At 38.7% G+C, this 21,360-nt stretch carries 23 protein-coding genes; 9 read left to right on the top strand and 14 right to left on the bottom strand.

Features of this window, described 5'->3' with window-relative positions; translation table 11 throughout:
* Positions 1-159 precede the first annotated feature (159 nt).
* Complete coding sequence (locus tag JMN32_RS08060; protein WP_202855797.1) at positions 160-948, top strand: hypothetical protein; 789 nt, start codon at positions 160-162, stop codon at positions 946-948.
* A gap of 67 nt (positions 949-1,015) precedes the next feature.
* Here JMN32_RS08060 and JMN32_RS08065 read toward each other — a convergent pair whose 3' ends face one another.
* Genes JMN32_RS08065 through JMN32_RS08075 form a run of 3 tightly spaced genes read right to left on the bottom strand, consistent with a single transcriptional unit; the run spans position 1,016 to position 3,973 of the window.
* Entirely contained in the window at positions 1,016-1,675 is a 660-nt protein-coding gene (locus JMN32_RS08065) for a DUF2461 domain-containing protein (protein WP_202855798.1), read from the bottom strand.
* A complete protein-coding gene (locus tag JMN32_RS08070) occupies positions 1,675-2,667 on the bottom strand; it encodes a UDP-glucuronic acid decarboxylase family protein (RefSeq protein ID WP_202855799.1) in 993 nt (330 codons plus the stop codon). The genes JMN32_RS08065 and JMN32_RS08070 overlap by 1 nt, the downstream gene beginning before the upstream one ends.
* A complete protein-coding gene (locus JMN32_RS08075; protein WP_202855800.1) occupies positions 2,660-3,973 on the bottom strand; it encodes a UDP-glucose dehydrogenase family protein in 1,314 nt (437 codons plus the stop codon). Before JMN32_RS08075 ends, JMN32_RS08070 begins: the two co-directional genes overlap by 8 nt.
* A 236-nt stretch (positions 3,974-4,209) precedes the next feature.
* Here JMN32_RS08075 and JMN32_RS08080 point away from each other — a divergent pair, with 236 nt between their 5' ends.
* The 5 genes from JMN32_RS08080 to hpf all read left to right on the top strand — a co-directional run bounded on the left by JMN32_RS08080 (position 4,210) and on the right by hpf (position 7,812).
* On the top strand, positions 4,210-5,349 hold the full coding sequence (locus JMN32_RS08080; protein ID WP_202855897.1) for an acyl-CoA dehydrogenase family protein: 1,140 nt from the start codon (positions 4,210-4,212) through the stop codon (positions 5,347-5,349).
* Positions 5,350-5,520: 171 nt separating this feature from the next.
* Entirely contained in the window at positions 5,521-6,270 is a 750-nt protein-coding gene (locus JMN32_RS08085; RefSeq protein ID WP_202855801.1) for a hypothetical protein, read from the top strand.
* A gap of 67 nt (positions 6,271-6,337) precedes the next feature.
* Positions 6,338-6,532, top strand: coding sequence for a 30S ribosomal protein S21 (gene rpsU / locus JMN32_RS08090; protein ID WP_202855802.1), 195 nt, complete (start codon positions 6,338-6,340; stop codon positions 6,530-6,532).
* A gap of 72 nt (positions 6,533-6,604) precedes the next feature.
* Entirely contained in the window at positions 6,605-7,486 is an 882-nt protein-coding gene (locus JMN32_RS08095; protein ID WP_202855803.1) for a tyrosine-type recombinase/integrase, read from the top strand.
* Between the two features lie 29 nt (positions 7,487-7,515).
* Positions 7,516-7,812, top strand: coding sequence for a ribosome hibernation-promoting factor, HPF/YfiA family (gene hpf, locus JMN32_RS08100; protein ID WP_202855804.1), 297 nt, complete (start codon positions 7,516-7,518; stop codon positions 7,810-7,812).
* A gap of 122 nt (positions 7,813-7,934) precedes the next feature.
* On the opposite strand, the gene metK is transcribed toward hpf, so the two are convergent.
* The 8 genes from metK to JMN32_RS08140 form a co-directional block, all read right to left on the bottom strand.
* On the bottom strand, positions 7,935-9,188 hold the full coding sequence (gene metK / locus JMN32_RS08105) for a methionine adenosyltransferase (protein WP_202855805.1): 1,254 nt from the start codon (positions 9,186-9,188) through the stop codon (positions 7,935-7,937).
* Positions 9,189-9,290: 102 nt separating this feature from the next.
* Entirely contained in the window at positions 9,291-10,001 is a 711-nt protein-coding gene (locus JMN32_RS08110) for an SAM-dependent methyltransferase (RefSeq protein ID WP_202855806.1), read from the bottom strand.
* Between the two features lie 80 nt (positions 10,002-10,081).
* Positions 10,082-10,288: a DUF1731 domain-containing protein gene (locus JMN32_RS08115; protein ID WP_202855807.1), complete on the bottom strand. Its 207-nt coding sequence runs from the start codon at positions 10,286-10,288 to the stop codon at positions 10,082-10,084.
* 135 nt (positions 10,289-10,423) lie between these two features.
* Complete coding sequence (locus JMN32_RS08120) at positions 10,424-10,996, bottom strand: NAD-dependent epimerase/dehydratase family protein (RefSeq protein ID WP_202855808.1); 573 nt, start codon at positions 10,994-10,996, stop codon at positions 10,424-10,426.
* Positions 10,997-11,397: 401 nt separating this feature from the next.
* Positions 11,398-11,817, bottom strand: a complete 420-nt coding sequence (locus JMN32_RS08125; RefSeq protein WP_202855809.1) for a DCC1-like thiol-disulfide oxidoreductase family protein — start codon at positions 11,815-11,817, stop codon at positions 11,398-11,400.
* A 10-nt stretch (positions 11,818-11,827) separates the two neighbouring features.
* Complete coding sequence (locus JMN32_RS08130) at positions 11,828-12,184, bottom strand: hypothetical protein (protein WP_202855810.1); 357 nt, start codon at positions 12,182-12,184, stop codon at positions 11,828-11,830.
* A 70-nt stretch (positions 12,185-12,254) separates the two neighbouring features.
* Complete coding sequence (locus JMN32_RS08135) at positions 12,255-12,755, bottom strand: GbsR/MarR family transcriptional regulator (protein ID WP_202855811.1); 501 nt, start codon at positions 12,753-12,755, stop codon at positions 12,255-12,257.
* Between the two features lie 78 nt (positions 12,756-12,833).
* Positions 12,834-13,709, bottom strand: coding sequence for an AraC family transcriptional regulator (locus JMN32_RS08140; protein WP_202855812.1), 876 nt, complete (start codon positions 13,707-13,709; stop codon positions 12,834-12,836).
* Positions 13,710-13,907: 198 nt separating this feature from the next.
* Here JMN32_RS08140 and JMN32_RS08145 point away from each other — a divergent pair, with 198 nt between their 5' ends.
* Together JMN32_RS08145 and JMN32_RS08150 are read left to right on the top strand one after the other, a co-directional pair.
* The gene (locus tag JMN32_RS08145; protein WP_202855813.1) at positions 13,908-14,504 is read left to right on the top strand and encodes a hypothetical protein; all 597 of its coding nucleotides are present in this window, start codon (positions 13,908-13,910) and stop codon (positions 14,502-14,504) included.
* A 148-nt stretch (positions 14,505-14,652) separates the two neighbouring features.
* The gene (locus tag JMN32_RS08150; protein ID WP_202855814.1) at positions 14,653-14,865 is read left to right on the top strand and encodes a DUF2905 domain-containing protein; all 213 of its coding nucleotides are present in this window, start codon (positions 14,653-14,655) and stop codon (positions 14,863-14,865) included.
* A gap of 43 nt (positions 14,866-14,908) precedes the next feature.
* On the opposite strand, the gene JMN32_RS08155 is transcribed toward JMN32_RS08150, so the two are convergent.
* Both JMN32_RS08155 and JMN32_RS08160 read right to left on the bottom strand, forming a co-directional pair.
* Positions 14,909-15,688, bottom strand: coding sequence for an alpha/beta fold hydrolase (locus tag JMN32_RS08155; RefSeq protein WP_202855815.1), 780 nt, complete (start codon positions 15,686-15,688; stop codon positions 14,909-14,911).
* Positions 15,689-15,777: 89 nt separating this feature from the next.
* On the bottom strand, positions 15,778-18,981 hold the full coding sequence (locus JMN32_RS08160; RefSeq protein WP_202855816.1) for a caspase family protein: 3,204 nt from the start codon (positions 18,979-18,981) through the stop codon (positions 15,778-15,780).
* Positions 18,982-19,079: 98 nt separating this feature from the next.
* On the opposite strand from JMN32_RS08160, the gene JMN32_RS08165 reads away from it, so the two are divergent.
* On the top strand, positions 19,080-20,789 hold the full coding sequence (locus JMN32_RS08165; RefSeq protein WP_202855817.1) for a TolB-like translocation protein: 1,710 nt from the start codon (positions 19,080-19,082) through the stop codon (positions 20,787-20,789).
* On the opposite strand, the gene JMN32_RS08170 is transcribed toward JMN32_RS08165, so the two are convergent.
* The gene (locus JMN32_RS08170) at positions 20,786-21,340 is read right to left on the bottom strand and encodes a DUF2911 domain-containing protein (protein ID WP_202855818.1); all 555 of its coding nucleotides are present in this window, start codon (positions 21,338-21,340) and stop codon (positions 20,786-20,788) included. The genes JMN32_RS08165 and JMN32_RS08170 overlap by 4 nt on opposite strands.
* Between the last annotated feature and the right edge of the window lie 20 nt (positions 21,341-21,360).

Here is a 21,360-nt window from a genome sequence, read left to right on the forward strand (position 1 = left end):
TTGGAATATTAAGGCTGTTTTATATTAGAGGTTACCAAATCAACTTAAGGAAGGATTCATTTTAACTTTTTTGAGGGCAAACAAGGGTCCGTTAAATTTTCTGAAAATAAGGAGCACGGTATTTGCTTCTTGAATTTTATCACAATAAAATCGATCATTATGAATAAGTTAAAACAACTAGGAGTCTTATTATTGGCTTTTACTTTTATGTTTGCAGCATGTACTTCTGATGAAGAAGTCAATCCAGGAACGCCACCTGAGCTTCCTCCTGCCAGTTCTATGGAAATGGATTTTTCTCAGTTTGATAACAGTGCTAATAGCGGCGGACGAGAAATGGCAACTAACTGGGAAACTGCTGCTACATATGTTGGTGTATGGAATGTGGTGTTGGCTGTTGGTATGGCAGTACCTGTAGCTTCGTTCAAAGCTGCCATTTCCCAAAGGGCCAGCTATGATTCTGACCGAGGCTTATGGGTCTGGAATTTTGACCATAAAGTAGTTGGGAGGACTTACAGTTTCGAGCTTACCGGAGAGGTTACAGAGGCTGGGGTAGAGTGGAATATGTACGCTTCTGAAGAAAACGGATTCCAAAATGTGCTGTGGTATTCAGGTATTATGGCAACGAATGGAAGTACAGGTTATTGGGAGCTTAATAAAGATGGTGATAATCCCACTCCTTATTTGAGAATAGATTGGGAAGTAGAGAATGAAGAGGCTGCCTATATCAAATACAAGAATATTGAAACAGGGACAGCTGGATTTGGTTCATATATTGAGTATGGAAAAACAACTGATGTTGACTTAAACCGATACTACAATATTATTGGTGCTGGTGGTGCCAGTGTAGAGATAGAGTGGAGCCATGAAACAGGTGTAGGTCATTACAGGGTAAATGGAGGTAATTATTTATGCTGGAATGCCTCTTTTGAGGATGTTGCCTGTCAGTAATATTATATCTTTAACGAAAATGCCTGGAGTTCTGCTCCAGGCATTTTTTTTAGTTAATGTCTTAAAGTTAACTTATGGCTACGTTGAAATAATCATTTAACGGCTTGATTTGCTCGAAAACAGAGATGCATTTATCAGCATTTGACCACGTGGCTATCTCCTGATCATTTAATTGGTGAAGAACAACGAAACTTTTCAACCTAAGGAGGTCAATATTAGGGTGATCCTCCTGATAGCCTTTCGGTGCTCTTTTTAGAGTATCTCCCTGCAATGTGCCAAAAAGCTTTTTGAAACTATCTTGATCAACAATCTTTTTAAGTTCAGCAGCATTGTAGTCAATTTCCTGACGTATCTTGGCAAGATTCTCTGATTCAGGGGCATACATACCTCCCCCAAAAAAAGAATTATCGCCGGGCTCGAGATGCAGATAATATCCAGCTTTGCCCGATTTCTTACCTCCTTCCGAAAGGTACATTCCAAAGTTTGTTTTATAAGGACTTTTGTCTTTGCTAAACCTAATGTCTCGATTAATCCTAAATATGCATTGTTTGGGTTCTAGTCCGAGAAGTCCAGTGTCTATGGGTGTCATTTTTAAAATGACTTCATGCACAAAGTCTATAAACTCTGTACGTGCGGTCTGATATGCAGGCTTGTTAGCCTGCATCCAGTCCTTGTTATTGTTGAATCTAATGTCCTTTAAAAACGCTAAAGATTTTGAAAGTGCCATTATTTCTTGATGTATTCATCAAAAGTATTGTGCTCCTTAGAGTACAATTCCTCATCGGTTAACGTCTTGAAATAATCGTAGGTAATTTTTAACCCTTCGGCTCTATTTACTTTAGGTTCCCAATTCAATATTTCCCTGGCTTTGTCAATATTAGGTTGGCGTTGCATTGGGTCATCTTTTGGAAGTGGTTTGTAAGTAATCTTCTGGTCAGTACCAGTTAGCTTGATTATTTCTTCAGCAAACTCCTTAATAGTGATTTCATCAGGATTACCAATATTTACCGGGTAGGGATAATCACTAAAAAGTAAGCGATAGATGCCTTCAACAAGGTCATCTACATAGCAGAATGACCTGGTCTGAGCACCTTCACCAAATACGGTCAGGTCTTCTCCGCGGAGTGCTTGTCCTATAAATGCAGGCAAAACACGCCCATCATTCAGCCGCATTCTTGGGCCGTAGGTATTAAATATTCTAACTATACGTGTTTCTACTCCATGATAAGTGTGATATGCCATAGTCATGGCCTCTTGAAAGCGTTTTGCCTCATCGTAAACTCCTCTGGGACCAATAGGGTTCACATTGCCATAGTACTCTTCTGTTTGAGGGTGAACTAAAGGATCCCCATATACCTCAGAAGTAGAAGCTATTAGCATCCTTGCATTTTTAGCTTTTGCTAACCCCAGAAGATTGTGAGTACCCAGTGACCCTACCTTTAAAGTTTGGATAGGGATTTTCAAATAATCGATAGGGCTGGCTGGGGAGGCAAAGTGCAGGATATAATCCAGTTGTCCGGAAACATGAACAAAATTCGAAACATCATGATGATAGAATTCGAAGTCCTTTAGTTTGAAAAGGTGTTCTATGTTTTTAAGGTTCCCGGTGATAAGGTTATCCATACCGATAACCTTAAAACCTTCACTGATAAACCTGTCACAAAGGTGTGAGCCAAGGAATCCCGCGGCTCCTGTTATTAAAACTACTTTCTTATCCATTGATTGTCTCTCTACCTATACTTATATATGTGAATCCAAGTTCTTTCATTTCCTCCAGAGTATAAAGATTTCTACCATCAAAAATCACTTTATTCTTCAATAATGTTGATAGCTTGTCGAAATCTGGAGTTCTAAATACTGGCCATTCTGTTGCTACGAGTAATGCATCAGCATTGTTAACAGCTGAGTAAGCATCATCACAGAATGTAATCTTTTCGCCAATTTGATTGCGTACATTTTCCATAGCTTCAGGGTCATATGCCTTAACTTCTGCTCCTGCCGCTAAAAGCTGTTCTATATTATAAAGAGCAGGAGCTTCGCGGATGTCATCAGTATATGGTTTAAAAGAAAGGCCCCAGATAGCAATTGTTTTACCGGTTAGATCACCATTGAAATATTCCTTAATACGAGGTACGAGTTTAGTCTTTTGATCCTCGTTAACGTCCATTACCGATTTCAATATTCGGAAATCATAATTTACCTGTTCTGCGGACTTAGCAAGGGCCTGAACATCTTTTGGGAAACAACTTCCTCCATATCCGATACCAGCAAATAAAAACCTCTTACCAATTCTGCTGTCAGTACCTACGCCTTTTCTTACCGCATCGACATCTGCTCCAAGTAGTTCGCACATGTTGGCAATTTCATTCATAAAGGTGATCTTGGTTGCTAAGAATGAGTTAGCAGCATATTTTGTAAGTTCAGCAGATTTCTCATCCATGAAGATTACCGGGTTTCCCTGCCTTACCAATGGAGTATACAGTGTTTCCATTAGTTTTTTGGCTTTTTCAGAGGTAGTCCCTATTACAACACGGTCAGGCTTCATAAAATCATCGACAGCAACTCCTTCTCTCAAAAACTCAGGATTTGAAACAACATCAAAGTCAACCTTTGCACCCTCGGCAACTTTGGCTTTTACTTTTTCTGCGGTGCCAACTGGCACAGTACTTTTATCTACTATAACAGCGTACTCATTTAAAAGAGGCCCAAGATCTTCGGCAACTTTTAGTACATACTGCAGGTCGGCGGAACCATCTTCTCCAGGAGGGGTGGGTAATGCCAGGAAAATTATTTTGGCTCCTTCAATACCTTCTTTAAGATCGGTGGTAAAGCTAAGCCTACCCTGAGAAAGGTTACGTTCAAAAATTACTTCAAGGCCTGGTTCATAAATGGTTATTTTACCATTTTTTAGACTATCGACTTTTTTCTCATCAATATCTATGCATGATACGGTGTTGCCGGTCTCGGCAAAACATGTACCAGTTACAAGACCCACATAACCGGTTCCAACTACTGCTATTTTCATTTTTTTCTAGTTTTCAGTGTATTAGCTTTTTACAGTTGCTACGAATAAGCGTCAAAAATAATTGATTATTACTATAAATCCTTATCAACAGGGAAGTTTCATAAATTGTTAAAAACAGGTTGCCAAACTAACATTCGTTTGGTTGGCAGATTTTAATACCTATCTTTGCTTTGAAATCGTTTGAAACCCATTTATTAAAAGAAAATATGCAAGCTGTATCTGAAGAAAAGGCCATCATGGGCTTTGAAGAAAGTGAAAACCAAAAGATGATTGCTCAGATGATCCGTGATTTTGGTGAAAAGGAAATCCGTCCTAAAATGATGGAATGGGATGAAACCCAGGAATTTCCTGTAGAACTGTTTAAGAAACTGGGAGGCCTTGGCCTTATGGGAGTTTTAGTTCCTCAAGAATATGGGGGTTCAGGTTTTGGTTATCATGAGTATGTAACTGCTATATCGGAGTTGGCCAGGATTGATGGTTCTATCGGTTTGTCCATGGCTGCGCACAACTCACTGTGTACCGGCCATATATTGCAGTTTGGTAATGAGGATCAAAAGCGAAAGTACCTTCCTAAACTAGCAACAGCCGAATGGATTGGTGCTTGGGGGCTTACTGAGCCTAACACTGGTTCTGATGCTGGTAATATGCGTACGGTCGCTGAATTGGATGGAGACCATTACGTTATTAATGGTGCTAAAAATTTCATTACTCATGGTAAATCTGGAAATGTTGCTGTTGTTATAGTTAGAACAGGTGAGGTTGGTGACTCACATGGCATGACTGCCTTTATTATTGAAAAGGGAACAGAAGGATTTTCTGCAGGACGAAAGGAAAACAAACTAGGGATGCGTGCTTCGGAAACCACCGAATTAATTTTTGATAATTGTAGGGTGCATAAAGATAACGTAATAGGTGAAGTTGGAGAAGGTTTTATTCAAGCCATGAAAGTGCTGGATGGAGGTAGAATTAGTATTGCGGCATTAAGTCTGGGTATTGCGCAGGGAGCTTTGGATGTTGCGCTTCAGTATTCTAAGGAAAGACATCAGTTTAATCAGCCTATTTCTAATTTTCAGGGAATTGCCTTTAAGTTATCAGATATGGCTACAAAAGTGGAGGCAGCAAAACTATTGACACATCAAGCTGCTGATCTTAAGAATAAGGGAAAAGCGGTAAATAAGGAGTCTGCTATGGCCAAATATTATGCCTCTGAAGTGGCAGTGGAAAATTCTACCGATGCGGTTCAGATTTTTGGTGGCTACGGCTATACAAAAGATTATCCGGCAGAGAAGTTTTATCGTGACTCAAAGCTTTGCACCATTGGTGAAGGAACATCAGAGATCCAGAAACTAGTAATTTCAAGATCGATATTAAAATAAAGTTTATAGTTCAAGGTTAAATTGTAAAAAGCCTCCGCTAGGAGGCTTTTTTGTTATATTTTATCATGCTAAAGTTTACTAATCGAAAATTGCTGCTGGTTATCGAAAGAATTTACTTTTATCATTTATATATTCTAATTTAAGGGTAATAAAAGTTAAAACTTAACAACTATGAACATTAAAGATCTACAAAAATTTTTGGTCCTCTTTTGCCTGGCACTAGTTGCAGTTTCTTGTGGTGATAAAGATGACCCAGAACCTTCTTTAGAAGAAGTGGAGCTTGCGGTATTCAGTGAAGAGAATAAAGTATTTATTCCTGAAGGACTTAAGAATGCTAGTGATTCTGAGGCACAGGCTGTTAGTGCTATGATTGAAAGTATGACCTCAAACATCGGAGCCTATAGCTCTCTCTTTACAATACCTGATGGTGCTACAAAATTAGCCAGTCCTATTGAGGCTGTAAATGGTCGTATGTATACCAATATGGTTACTTATGAGTGGTCGTACCAAGGGGGATCTATTGCTTATCAGATCACTGAGCAGGATAATGCTTATTTCTTTGAAATATTTTTTAAAGAAACAGGTGGTCCATACTACAAATGGTTTGAAGGAACTCAGGCTAAGGATGGTAAATCAGGTTCATTTGCTATGCTTGATATTGAGGCTGCTAGTCGGGTAGAAGTGTTTACTTACGAATACGAAATCAGAAATGATGGAAGCATCTATGGTGAGTATAACTATCCATCTTTTGGGTACTCTTTTGTTTTTGAGGTTTTAGCCGATGGCTCAGGTTATATTGAGAGCTATGAGAATGATCTCCTTCAGGTAGAGTATATGTGGAGTGCCAATGGTAGCGGCAGCTGGACTTATTATGATGAATCTGGGAATGTGAGCAGTAGCGGCACCTGGACTGCTGGTTAATTTTAATTTGTTAGTCAATAATATTTTGTCTAACTTCGCAACTCATTTGAAAGGAGGTGTATAAAAAATGATCGTAGTAAACGTAAAAGAAAACGAGTCAATAGAGAAAGCTCTTAAGAGATTCAAAAAGAAGTTCGAAAAAACAGGTGTTTTGAAAGAACTTAGAGGTAGAACTTTCTATGAAAAGCCTTCTGTACAGAGAAGAAATGAGATAATTAAGGCAAGATATAGACAGAAGAAATACGCTGAAGAAAATTATTAATCAGCTATTTATTCCCGTCTGAATTTATTAAATTAGTACTACTCAGGTTGAATTGGGTAGTACTATTTTTTTATGCGGGAAACCTTCCTTAAATACCTTCAGTACGAAAAGCGCTATAGTAAACATACGATCACCTCGTATGAAAATGATTTAGGCCAATTCGAAGAATTTATTCTAAATAACTTTCCTGAACTTAATACAAGTACAGCCAATCATGGTGTGATCCGTGGGTGGATCGTAAGTCTTGTAGATGGTGGTATGGATTCCCGTTCAGTAAACAGGAAAATAGCATGCTTAAGGTCTTTTTATAAATTTCTTCTAAGAAGAGAGCATATTATAAAAGACCCTATGCTAAAAATCAGGGTGTTGAAGACCAATAAACAGTTACCTCAGTTTGTTCAGGAGAATGATATAACCAGGTTACTTGACCAATTTGAGTTCAATAAGGATTTTAGCGGTTGCCGAGATAGATTGATTTTAGAGCTTCTATATGGAACGGGCATACGATTATCTGAACTGATTTCATTAAAAACTATAGATGTAAATTTTGCTAACAGGACACTCAAAGTTTTGGGTAAGAGGAATAAGGAAAGAGTGATCCCCTTTTCTGTTAGCTTGGAGCGTGTGATTGAACAGTACCTGGCGGCAAAAAATAGTCACGGTTTGTTAAACGATGGAAGCGAGTTGCTCGTTACAGACAATGGAGAACCTTGCTATCCTATGGTGATCTACAGAACAGTTAAAAAATACTTAAACCTATTTACAACAATTGAAAAGCGTAGTCCGCACGTATTGCGCCATACGTTTGCTACGCACCTCCTCAATAAGGGAGCTGAGCTTAATGCAGTTAAGGATTTGTTGGGGCATACAAGCCTGGCCGCAACCCAAGTCTATACGCATAATTCGCTAGATAAATTGAAAAAGGTCTTTGACCAGGCGCACCCTAAGGCTTAACATTTTCTAATCTTTTAAACTTTACTACTATGAAGTTACAAATGCATTCAATTCACTTCGATGCCGATCAGAAGCTTATCGATTTTATCCAGAAGAAAGTAGATAAACTGGAAACCTTCTATGACCGTGTAGTTGATGGAGAAGTGTTTTTAAGATTGAATAATTCTGGAATTGAAAATAAGACAGTAGAAATAAAATTAAATATCCCTGGTAGTCAATTATTTGCAAAAGAAGAAGCTAAATCATTTGAAGAGGCAACTGATCTGGCAACTGAAGCTTTGAGAAGACAGCTCAGAAAGTTTAAGGTTAAGCAAATGGCACATTAATTTTGTCAACTAGATGAAGGAAAAAAAGGGACTTGAATTTCAAGCCCCTTTTTCTTTACAATTAATGAATAAGTGAAAGATTAAAAATGAGCTGACAATAAAGCAGCTCATTATAATTTTTATTAAAGGCCAAATGTTTCTTTAACCTTGTCTACATAATCTAGCTTTTCCCAAGGGAAGAGTTCCACTTCCATTTCTACTTCCTGTCCACCAGGGGAAACAAACTTCTTTTTAATTATTTCGTTTGGTCTTCCCATATGTCCATATGCTGCTGTTTCAGAGTAAATCGGATTTCGCAGTTTCAACCTTTGCTCTATAGCATACGGTCTCATATCAAAAACCTCCTGTACTTTTTTAGCGATCTCTCCATCCTTCATGTCCACTTTTGCTGAGCCATAAGTGTTAATAAAGATACCCATTGGTTCAACTACTCCTATTGCATAAGATACCTGAACCAATATTTCATCAGCAATACCTGCTGCTACAAGGTTTTTAGCAATATGCCTGGTAGCATAAGCAGCTGATCTATCTACTTTTGATGGGTCTTTCCCTGAAAATGCTCCACCTCCGTGCGCACCTTTTCCTCCGTAAGTATCTACAATAATTTTTCTTCCGGTAAGACCGGTGTCCCCATGAGGGCCTCCAATCACGAATTTACCAGTGGGGTTGATATGGTATTTTATATCATCATTAAACAGAGTTTGAATTTCTGGCTTAAGCTGTGCTTTAACGCGAGGAATCAGAATATTGATAATATCTGATTTTATCTTTTTAAGCATTTCTTCTTCAGTGCCAAACTCATCATGCTGAGTAGAAACCACTATGGAGTCTATTCTTAGAGGTACATTATCATCAGAATATTCAATAGTGACCTGAGATTTAGCATCGGGACGTAGGTAGTCTATTTCTTTATTCTCTTTCCTAAGCTTCGACAGTTCAATCAAAAGCTTATGAGACAAGTCAAGAGCCAAAGGCATGTAATCATCGGTTTCACTTGTAGCATAGCCGAACATCATTCCCTGATCCCCTGCTCCTTGCTCCTCCGGGCTGCTACGATCAACACCTTGATTGATGTCTGGTGATTGCTCGTGAATGGCTGATATTACACCACATGAGTTACCGTCAAACATGTACTCACCTCGGGTATAACCAATTTGGTTGATCACGTTTCTGGCAATCTGCTGTACATCAAGATATGCCTCGGATTTAACCTCGCCACTGAGTACCGTGAGACCGGTTGTTACTAGAGTTTCACAAGCTACCTTTGAGTTTTTGTCAAATGCCAGAAAGTTATCGATCAAAGCGTCAGAAATCTGATCTGCAATTTTGTCCGGGTGTCCTTCTGACACCGATTCGGAGGTAAATAGATAAGGCATATATTATTTTGTTTTAATTAATATCTATGTGTTCAAAGCGCACAAATTTATATCAAATGTGCTTAAAATAAAATCTGCCTTAAAATATATAACATTAAATTATTAATACGGAACGTATATCAAGAAAACTGTAGGCACTTTATGGAGATCAATTTGTGTTGATTTCCAGTCTTTTATCTTGGCGGTTTTGATATATTCATTTTTACCCGAAATGTCCTTTGCAACACATAATAAAGTTTGCGGGTGGCAGGTTTTTATCAAATTTTCTAAGAGTTGGTTATTTCGATAAGGAGCTTCAATAAATATTTGTGTTTGATTGTTTCTTTTGGCTTCATTCTCCAAGTTCCTTATGGCACTTTCCAGCATTTTCTTGTCAATCGGGAGGTAGCCATGGAAAGTGAAGTTTTGACCATTGAATCCCGAAGCCATTAGTGATAAAAATATTGATGAGGGTCCGACCAGTGGAACAACCTTGATGTCATGGGCATGAGCATATTTTACAGCGGCTGAACCCGGATCGGCAATACCAGGACATCCGGATTCTGACAACACACCAATATTTTTCCCCTGAAAAATTACTGCCATCAATTTTTCAACTTCCATTATAGAGGTGTTTTTGTCTAGCACCTCAAAGCTTAAATCTTCTATCGTCAGGCCTAATTTTAAGCTTCCAATAAAACGACGGGCAGTTCGCAGGTTTTCTACAAGGAAATGGTCCGTCTGCCTTATTACTTGTCTTACCTGTTCCGGGATTACCTCTGTTTGCTTTTCGGAAATTACTGTAGGTATTAGATAGAGCTGACCTTTAGACATAATTTTTTATTTGAAAGCATAAAGGTAAAGATAAGTAGTGAACTTATAGCTTCTTAAAGATTTGGAGCGCCTGAGTAACACTATCCTTTAAGTAAGTTTTTTACCGCTTCTCGTATGTCTGCAAAGTAAAACTTATAACCGGCATCCAACAGCTTTTCTGGAAAAACTCTTCTGCTTTTTAAAATAAGTTCAGTCTCAGTACTAATGAGCCATGCCCCAAATTCAAGCACTTGTCTACTCAATGGGATTCCAAAAGGTACGCCAAAAGTACTTCTTATAGTATTCATTAGCTGCATATTAGTTGCTAACTCTGGTGAGGTAAGGTTATAAATACCATGAGCAGTTTTATTATTAAGAAGGAAGTCTACAATATTTGCGAAGTCATCTTCATGTAGCCAGCTAAAATATTGTTTTCCAGATCCCTACCGCCCCCCTAAGCCCATCCTGGCAAGTATTTTTAGTGGTATAAAAGGGCCATTGTTTTTGCCGAGTACAATACCTGTTCTCAATATTATCTTCCTGGTTGCAGGTAATCTAAAGCTATTAAACGCATCTTCCCACTTTTTGCAAACATCAACGGAAAAGCCTGATCCTATTTCTCCATCCTTTTCTGTCATATCTTTATCCAGGGAGTGACGATAGATAGTGGCGGAGCCAGCATTGGCCCATAACTTAGGAGGCTCATTGCACCGAATTAGTGCATTACCGATAGCTATGGTAGAATCTATTCGTGTATCATAGATCAATTGCTTATTCTTTCTGGTATATCTGCAGTCCACGGATTTACCATTCAGGTTAATTACGGCTTCACTCCCCTCAAGAATGTCTGTCCAGTATCCAAGGTTTTTTCCATCCCACTTGAAATGTTTGACGTTATCATAATCTATCCGATGCTGTCTGGATAATATACATACTTCATATCCCTTTGCAGAATAGAACTTGGTAAGGCATGTGCCTAAAAAACCTGTACCCCCAGCGATTACTATTTTCTTCATAGTGATTGATATAGGATGACACATAAAGCAATTAGCCTATATAAAACCCAGGCGACCGTTAACAACTTAGGAAGTTTAAGAAGCTTGACTCTTCGCATATGTTCTGCGAGCATAAATCCCACCACTAACATGAAGTAGCTTAGGAAAAAATAGGGGCTATTGATAAAATGATTTAACAAAATGGCAGGGATTAAAAGCAGTGCACCTATTAAAGAGACTGTCATCAAATGGCCAAGATAGTTTAGTTGTGTTTTATAGCTGTCTATATCCAGACCAAGCAGGACTACAAATTGAAATGCAAGTTGTGCGCCGCAAATGATGAACTCTTGGTTTAAGTGTGGTTTGATCAATAAAGGGATTAGCATTTCAGAGTATGCTGTAAGAATAGCAGCTGTTGTGAATCACGCAAACAGAATATAGGTCCATCGATATTTAAAGTTGAAATCTGGAATACATCTATTGTCAGAACTACCAGGAGCAATTACGTTACGATTATAGGAGATAAAACGATAAAGCAGACGGCAAGCGGCTTTGAAGGCGTCTTGCTTAAATAGTACATTGAGAACCGGAAAACAGTGACCTATAATCATGAAGAGACTGTCTATACCATATAAAACCTGCTTATTCTCTTTGTTGATGAGTGTGATTTCGTTACGGGCCTTGCCTAAGTCTAAGTCTAGCTCGAGAGTCTCCTGAAGTTTGTCATAGGAGATTCTTCCATCATTATCTAACATGCCGCACCGAATGAATGCTCCACTATATATTTTACACATGGGACATTCATCGTCATAAATGAGTGTATGATTCTTTAAAGTTTTCATATTAGTAGAGTTAGGTAGTGGCAGTCTGGGCCTTTTTGCGAAGCTTAAAGAATATGAAAAGGTTAAAGAAGTGCATGGCTCCCAGTATAAGTATTATTGTACCTGTTTTGACACTGAGCTTTTCGATCATTTCCTGAGTGGTGGAAATGGACTCAAATATCTTTAATGTGTAAATGGCGTAGCCAATGTTGACGAGGTAAAACCCAACGACTAAAAGTTTGTTGACACTATCAGCAAGCAATTGATTGCCATGGAAAATGTCTACAAGAAATATTCTGCCATTGGTGAATAGCGTTTTTGCCACCCAAATGGTTAGGCCAATAGTGAGTGGCATATAGAGTGCGTAAGTGAGAATGTTGTAGTTCATGATGTAAAGACGTTAGTGAATATTTATTTCATAACTTTCAGTAAAAAATGAAACTTAAGTTTAAATTTTTTTAACTCCTGATTTTTGATAAAATCTTGTAGAGCCAGTTTTGTTTTGAGTTGATAAAAAGGTTTAGGGTTGATTCTGCCTGTTCAGCAAAGTCTGAAATGTTTTTTGTTACTTCCTTGAACTCCTTTACTTCTTTAGTATTACCATTTACGCCCTGTACCTGGTTTAAAACCTTCAATATTGGTTCAAGCTCTCTTTTCTTTCTTTCTTTAGCCACTTGTTTGGCAAGTTCCCAAACATCTTTTCCAGCGACGAAATACTCCTTCCTTTCACCAGTTTTAAGTTGTTTTTCCACTAGCCCCCAGTCCATAAGAGCTCTGATGTTTTGGTTTGCATTACCTCGTGAGATCTGAAGTTCTTCCATGATATCTTCTGTTGACAAAGGAGTGGTGGATATAAGCAATAGAGCATGTATCTGAGCCATGGTACGACTTATACCCCAGCTAGAACCTAAGCTTCCCCAAGCCAAAATAAATTTATCCTTTGCTTCCTGATATTTCATACGTCAAAGTTATATCAATGTTTCATAAGTTTCAATTATTATTGAAACTTTGTTGACTTAAGCACAAACGAGATTGTTTCATGCCTGTACAATCTTCTTTAATTCGCTACGGTATTCCGATGGGCTTTTACCTGTAAAGACCTTAAACTGTTTATTAAAATGGGAAAAATTATTGAAGCCACATTCAAAACAAATATCAGTGATACTTGAGGTACTCTCTGACAATAATTTTGATGCATGTACCAGTCGGTATTCATTGACAAATTTGGTAAATGTTTTCCCCGAGATCTTTTTAAAATATCTACAAAATGCTGGTTCTGTCATGCTTACCTTATCCGAGATTTCATCCAAGCTGATCTGGCTTTGAAAATTTTCTCGTACATATTTATAAACGGTATTAATGCGATCATTATCCTGTGGTTCGATTTCCACTGCAAAGCCATCAACATTCAGGATGGTGTACTCTTCGGATATTGCGAGTTGCTTTAGTATCGCTAATGTTTTCAGAAGTCTATCATAAGGATCTTTGTCTATTAGTTTTTCAATCTTTGCACCAGCCTTTCTTTTTGTCTTTCCATGAAATGCAATACCTCTTTTAGCACGTTCCATTAGCTTTTTAACAGGTGCCATTTCAGGAATATCAAAAAAAGCCTCTCCGAGAAAATCTTCGCGCATCTGCAAAATCGTTTCGGACCGATTGGCGGTTAGTCGGTCTGTGAAACCATAATGAGGTAAATTGGCTCCAATAAAAATAAGGTCGCCATTATTAAAATATGATAATTGATTACCTATGTGACGCTTTCCACTGCCTCCATTTACATATACCAATTCCATTTCAGGGTGAATATGCCAATAGGGCAATTTGTTGCGGCAAGGGTCACGATATTGTCGGATAGTTATAGAGCTACCAAAAGCTGGGTTGATCTTTTCAAATCTAGGTTTCTTAGTAATCATAGACGCAAAGTAATATGATATGTTTTAGACGAAGATATGTAAAATTAACCTGTTTATGTGCATAATTAACATGATATATAGTTTGGGAGGATAATTGGGTTAAAATACAACATAAAGTGGCCAATTTCGCAGTAGTGAGCCTTAGCAAACTGCCCTAAGTTTGTATCATAAGTTTTTGCAAATCAAAACTGAAAGGATATGAAGACATTAAAAAAATCCATGGTAGCGGTCTTGTTTTTGACCACATTATTTGTAAGTGCTTACGGTTCTACCCCGTATATCAAGGTGACAAGTTATGATCTTAAGAAGTTTTTTGTAATAATAAAGAATACAGACTCTTCAAAGGTAAATGTAGTACTGAAAGACGGTAATAATTTCAGTCTATACAAAGAAACTTATATCAATAGCGATGAATATTTAAAGGGTTTCGACCTACAATCATTACCTGATGGTGAATACACACTGGAGATTGAGAATAATCAACGAATTGAGATGTTTGCACTCTCGATTATTAATAACAAGCTTTCTATAAACAAGGATAGTCGATTGGTGATCCATAAACCAAGCATAAACCAAAATGGAAATAAAGTTGATGTGGCTCTACAAAAGCTACAAGAGGCGCCTTTGAAGCTTTCCATTCTGGATAATACCAATGATATCATTTTTGAAGACACACTAGCTGACAATGGCAATCTAACGAAGAGATATGACATGTCACGCCTAGGTCCAGGCTCATATACAATGAGAATCGATATAGCAGGAAAGTTATTCAGTCAATCTATACGAATTCAATAAAAGCATTCTAAAATCTTCATAGGAGAGGGTGAGGGTCGTCAGGTAAGGGGGCGGCCCTTTTTTTGTTGCCTTTTGTGTAGCAAGCTTTAGTATGTCGCTGCGTCGGTAGGGCTTGACGTTTTGAATGTTTCTGGTGAAATTTACATGTATGGGTAAATCACTGATCATTGTTGGGCTGATCATTGTTGCCGTTGGGTTATTCTTACATTTCGGCCCTAAAATTCCTTACTTGGGCAAATTGCCCGGTGATATCAGCATTAAGCGAGAGGGCTTTCAATTTTATTTTCCTCTCATGACTAGCATTATCCTAAGCATCCTTATCTCTGTAATTATTTATTTCATTCAGAAACTGAAAGGCTAGAGCTACCCGAAATAAAACTTCGGGTAACTGTATAAAAAATGATCTATCGCGTGTTGTTGGGGACTTCAAGAAAGTCAGTTACTAGTTCGATTACAGCCTGTGGCTGCTCGGCATGAACCCAATGCCCGGCATTTTTGACAGTCTTTACTTCTGAGTTAGGGAAAAGTTCGACGATCAGGATATTGTCCTTATCCTGTATGTAATCCGAATTTTCTCCTCGTATAAACAGAACTTCTTTTTCACTGGCGAGCTGCTGTTCTATACCTTCTCCCATAGCTTCAATATTTTCATCAATTACCTTGAGGTTGATTTTCCACTCAAAGCCGCCCTCTGCCTTTCGAGTAAGGTTCTTTAACAGGAACTGGCGTGTTCCCAGATCTTTGACATATTCAGCAAGTTGTTTGTCCGCTTCTCCTCTTGACCTAATGTGGTCTACATCAATGGATCGCAAGCCTTTTAGTATGGTGTCGTGACGTACTGGGTAAGCCCTGGGGGCAATATCCACTACAATTAGTTTATCCCATTTATCAGTATGGTTAATGGCAAAATTCATAGCCGTTTTTCCACCCATAGAATGACCTAGGATAGATGGGTTCTCTATACCATGTTCCTCAATAAACTCATTTAGGTCACTGGCCATAGCTGCATAGCTAAATTCATCACTATGTGGAGATTGTCCATGGTTACGCTGATCCACAAGATACATTTTAAAGTGGCCTTCCAATTCTTTGGCTATTGACATCCAATTGTCTGAAGACCCAAAAAGCCCATGTAGAATTATCAATGGCTTTCCTTCTCCTATTTCTCTATGATACAATTTCATGGTTATGCTATTCTGGTGTTGCTCAAAGGTAAATGTTTTGCCCCAATAGGGGAGTACATTTACCTTATAACAAATTTCATTGGTCTTGTTTATTTGATTACGATTGGGAAATCATGTCCTCTGGAGAAAGTATAAGGAAACTGCATCTTTCCTTTAAACTTTCTTGAATATTCGGGCACTTGATTATCAAGATATGATTTTAATTCATAGATTGTTACTTTTCCATCCTGAGGTAGGCCATCAGCTTTTCCTGAAAGTGCCTCTAGCAGTACATAAGTAAACAGCCCGTGTCCTAATTCTTTAAATTCTACGGCAAACTGTTCGCTACCGGCTGATGCCAAAACGTGTATACCCGTACTTCTGGATAATTGTGCCAGTGCTTTTTCTTCGGCTGCTCCGCGTTGAGCGAGCAGCTCTACACTACCACCAGACTGGCAGGCATCAATAATTACAAGTTGCTTTAATGCAGCAGTTTTTGCCAGCTTTTCCTGAAGTTCTCCTGCGTAAATTGCGTTTTTCTTTAACTTGTCTTCACTGTAAAGTCTTATGTTGTCAGAGGGAATGAAGTAAAAATTATTGTCAACCATACTTCCATGGCCAGCATAGTAGAAAAATAATACATCCTGAGGCTTTACTACTTTCGATAGGGCCTCCATTTTGTTCAGGATACTTTCCCTTGTAGCTTCTTCATTATAAAGTGGTATGATCTCAACACGATCAAATAGCTTTTTGGAGTGTTCACCTACTACTTTTACAAAGCCCTCGGCATCTTCTGCTGCGTAATTTAGGTTAAGGGCCTCATTTTTATACTTATTGATACCTACAGCAACCACATATAAGGTTGAATTTACTTTGCCTTCCATTGTTACCTTCACGCCTTTTCGGTCAGCTTCTATTCGGCCCTTGCTGAAGGCAGAAGCTTCTATCGTATTGGTACCGGGTACAAGACTTATCTTTTGAGTTATGAGTATTGATTTTCCTTTAGGTACCTCAGGTGTTTGTGTGCTTACAATCTTGCCGTTTTGAATGATGTTAACCTCAGCGACACCTCCCCCCTGATCGGTTACCTTGATCATTACCTCAGCTTCTGATCTGCGGAAGCCCTCTCCCTGATGCGGTGCAATTATTTCTATGGACGGAGGCGGTGATTTTTTGATTTTTTCCAGCATGTTCATACCCTGACCTTTTGATTTGAAGGTTTTGTCGAGAAGGTCAGGCTGATAAAATTGCTCGAAAAACTGATCTGCGCTAAAACTTTGCATCCCACGAACAAAAGCTATTTTATCAAAGGCGCCACTAGAGGCATTAAAATACCCTTCCGAATTGATGGCCATCCAATCGTTATTTTCTAATATGACATAAGTGATCAATTCCTTGCCCTCTACGGCATCCCATATTTTTATCATGCCATCTTCGCTAGCACTTATGAGCAGCGTATTATCAGGTGAAAAATCGATGTTAGTTATGGCAGCCTGATGTCCTTGCAAGCTGTTGATCAGCTTTCCATCTGATGCATTCATTATTCTTATCACTCTGTCGGCACCTCCTAAGGCAAGCAACTTTCCTTCCCTGCCATATTTTACAGCGTATAGAGGTTCGTCACTGGTAAATTTCCATTGTTGTAAGCCAGTGGCTATATTCCATAATTTCAATTTACCATCCCATGAAACGGAAGTCAGGAAGTCTCCTGATGGGTGAATATCAAATGCTTGAATAATATCTGTATGGCCAACGAATTGTCTTACGTCTTTTTTCGAATCTAACTCGACCATTTTGAGGGATTTGTCAAGGCCAGCGATAAAGGCATAAATATTATTTTTATAGAGGTTGGCCTGATAAGGTGAGTTATTTTCAAAGATCATCGTTTGAATCAGTTCTCCAGATGTTGCATCCCATATTCTAGCTGTTCCGTCCCAACTCCCGGTTATTATCGTTTTTTGGTCCTTGCTAAAGTTTACAGAAAATATTACCTCTCTGTGGCCTTTTAATGTCAATAGTTCTCTGCCTGTTTTAACATCCCATATTTTGGCAGTGTTATCAGCGCTTCCAGTAACCAGTTGTTCACCATCATTACTAAAGGTCATACAGAGAATAGCTTTTTCATGCCCATGGAACTCCTGAGCAATTACTCCTGATTTAATCTCCCACATGCGCGCAATAGATCCAACTTTACCTTTTACCAGATATTTTCCATTAGGGCTTATGGCAAAGTCATTTTTTAGATCAGTGTATTTTTTAATGTAGTAATCCCACCTAGAGTTAGGGTCATAGTCCAGTCCGCCCTTATCCCGTGTCACCAGGTAGCCACCAAGGGTTTTTGCTATTTTGCCAGTTTCAGCATCATATAGGTTTATTTTTTGGTCATCGCTCACTACTGCAATCATTTTGCTATCCGGACTAAAAGTGGCATCTGTAGCCGGCATAGAGTGATCAACTTTAATGGAGAATTTTTGATTTCCGTTGGTGACCGTAAAAACTTTTAGTGAGTCTTCTGTGAGCATTAATGCTAGCTGACTATTCGAACTTAAATCCACAGCTTCGTAAGAGTTATCCTTTTCAAAAGTTTTTATGATCTCACCGCTCCGACTATTTCTTAACGTGAAATCTCCTTTATTACTGGCGGTAATGAGCCATTGTCCATCTTCAGAATAATCTATAAAAGTAGCGCAGCCACCACAAGAACCAGCTGTTGGCCTCATCTCTTTTATCAGTTTTCCTGATTCAGTATCATAAACTGCTGTTGTCCGATTGTCATTACCGAAAGCAATCATGCTTCCATCCGGGCTAAACATGGCATTGATACCATACCCCAACCCTTTGTCGGGGTTCACTTTAAATGTACGCAGGGTATCTCCACTGGCCATGCTCCACAATGAGCCAACCCAGTCATATCCGGCGGTAATTAATTTTGACCCATCCGGGCTTAGGCTGACGGAGGTCATAATATCCTTAGATCCTACAAAGTCCCGGATCACCTTACCAGTCGAAATCTCCCAGAACTTTGCAGTTTTATCTGCACTACTACTTATGAAATATTTTCCATCATCAGTTACATCTATGTCGTTGATGGTAGATTTATGGCCCAGAAACGACCGGAGTTCGCGCCCCGAAGCTACATCCCATAACTTGATGGATTTATCACGGCTACCTGTAAGCAGGTATTTGCCATCGGGCGTAAATGCAACAGCTTTTATTGCTGCATAATGCCCACGTTGAATTACTGTTTCAAGTTTTTGAGCAAAGGCAATTGATGTTGAAAATAAGCAGGTTAGTGTAATTATAAATGTCTTCACCGAATACTGATTTTTGATGTTGAATTTATGAATTTGATTTGGAAACATTTTTGCTCTAAATCATTATATTTAGAATGCGTAAACCTAAACAGAATATTATGTCTTCCATTATTAGGGTGAGTTTTTTTTATCTGATTTGTATAATTAATGTAACTAATGCTTTATCTCAGGATAAAATTAGAAAACTACCTTCCAATATAAATCGCCCTTCGATTAACCTTTATGCCCCTTTTATTAGTGGAGATGGCAAAACCATATTATACCTGTCTGATTATACTGATGATGGGCATCATGGAATGCGGTGGGCTACAAAAAAAACAGTTTCAACCTGGAATGATGAGCTTGAGGTTAACAAATTGATCAATCGCCCAACGTTAAACTATAGGGGTGGTTATAGCCTTAGCTTTGACGGTAACCTGATGCTTTTTACCTCACGTAAATCAGGTTTGGGTGGGTTTGACTTATGGTCGAGCAATCGTAGGGGGAATGATTGGGAAGCTCCGAGCAACCTTGGATCTCCAGTAAATTCCAGAGAAAATGAAGGAGCAGGTATGCTATCTCCTGACGGTGAGTATCTGTATTTTATGCGTTGCGAAAAAATGAGCGAATATGGAGGTGCGAGTGGGTGTAGGTTAATGATATCCAAAAGAACATACAATGGCTGGGATACACCTGTAGAGTTGCCTTCTAATATCAATACAGGAAACTCTCAAACGCCGAGAATACTAGCTGATGGGGAAACGTTAATATTTGCTTCCGACAAATTTGGAGGTAAAGGTGGTCTGGATTTGTATATGACCACTAAATCGGGAGATACTTGGTCAGATCCTATTCCGCTTGATTTTATAAATACAGAAAATCACGATCAGTTTATTAGTATACCAGCCAAAGGGAGATATCTGTTTGCAGATGTTCAAGGTGACAAGGATAGAGAATTAGTTCAGATATTGATTCCTGATGAATTTCAACCTAAAAGAGTTATGCGAATTCAAGGTACAGTTATGGATGCTGCTTCGGGCGATCCATTGAATGCCAACCTTACTGTATTTAATGTAGGGGTGAGGGATCGTTTATGGAATGAACAGGTGGGTAAGAAAGGTGAATTTGCGATTGTTTTGAAAGAGGGTGCCGTATATGATGTGGCCGTAGATATGGACGACCCTACCTATCTATATTTTTCAAAGGTATATGATCTTAGTGAGGGGGTTGGAACCAGAGATAAGGAAAGTCTACAAGTGAAGCTGACAAAAATAGAGTCGGGGATGACTTATAATCCTGACATCTTCTTTGAAGAACACTCTTCAAATATTAGTGATAACTCAACCTTTGAGTTGCGGCGCATAGCTGAGGTGCTTAGGAAAAATCCAAGTATGGCTATAGAAATTCTCGTTAGTCAAAATAATTTCAGAAAGGACTCTATACAATCTGATGATGATCTTACTGAAATTGATCTTGATACTTTGATAGTGGAAGTTAAAAAACAGGTACTCCAGGATGTGGTGGAAAGTAAAGTTGAAGAAGATTCTTCGAGGTATGAAGAAAATAAGAGAGAACAAGATGAAATAGCCAACGATCAGGACGACGGCCAAATGGAATATAAAGTTGTGGAGGAGACACAAATAAAGAAACACTATCACAATGACCGAACTCAGAATCAGGCTACAGCCATAAAAGCTTATTTAGTTGGAAGGGGAGTTGCTGAAGACAGAATACTGTTAAGAACATCAAGAAAGGAAAAAGCTGCAGATACCGAATCTGATGTAGATTTGCCGGATGTTAAGGTTGAAGTTAAAATACTAAAGATTTAGTTACTGGCAACATACATGGGAACCACTATGAGAGTATGATCCCACATCAGTATCATTTCAATTTCATGCCCCATTTGTTCGAAAGCAATAGTGAATTGCTCAAAAAGATCTGGGGTTTTGATCGTGGCTACATCAACGGTCAGAGCATCTTGTTCAGGGTCTCTGTTTGACTCACCTGAAAACGGGACTATTCCCCACTGCCCAACCTCTTTATTGAATATAATAGTCCAGCTGTTGTTTCTTGGTATCGTAAATAATGAATAGGAACCAGCCTTAAGTAGTTTGTTACCTATCATTAGGTCTTTATCAGTAGTAAATATGGTTGCTTCGTTGGCGCCTGTTCTCCATACCTTATCATAGGGTACGAGATCTCCGAATATTTTACGGCCTTTCTTATAAGGTCTGCTGTAAGTGACAACTAGTTCTGTGTTTTCTCCTTCAAAAATGGCTTTATCTAGCGGGCTAAATGATTTTGTGTAGAATCTGAGCCCTACCATACCTATAATAATGATTGCTACTATAATGCCTCCTGCTACTACTAACTTTCTCATTTACTCCATGTTTTGTATGC

It is taken from the genome of Fulvivirga marina (assembly GCF_016775155.1).
GTDB lineage: Bacteria > Bacteroidota > Bacteroidia > Cytophagales > Cyclobacteriaceae > Fulvivirga > Fulvivirga marina.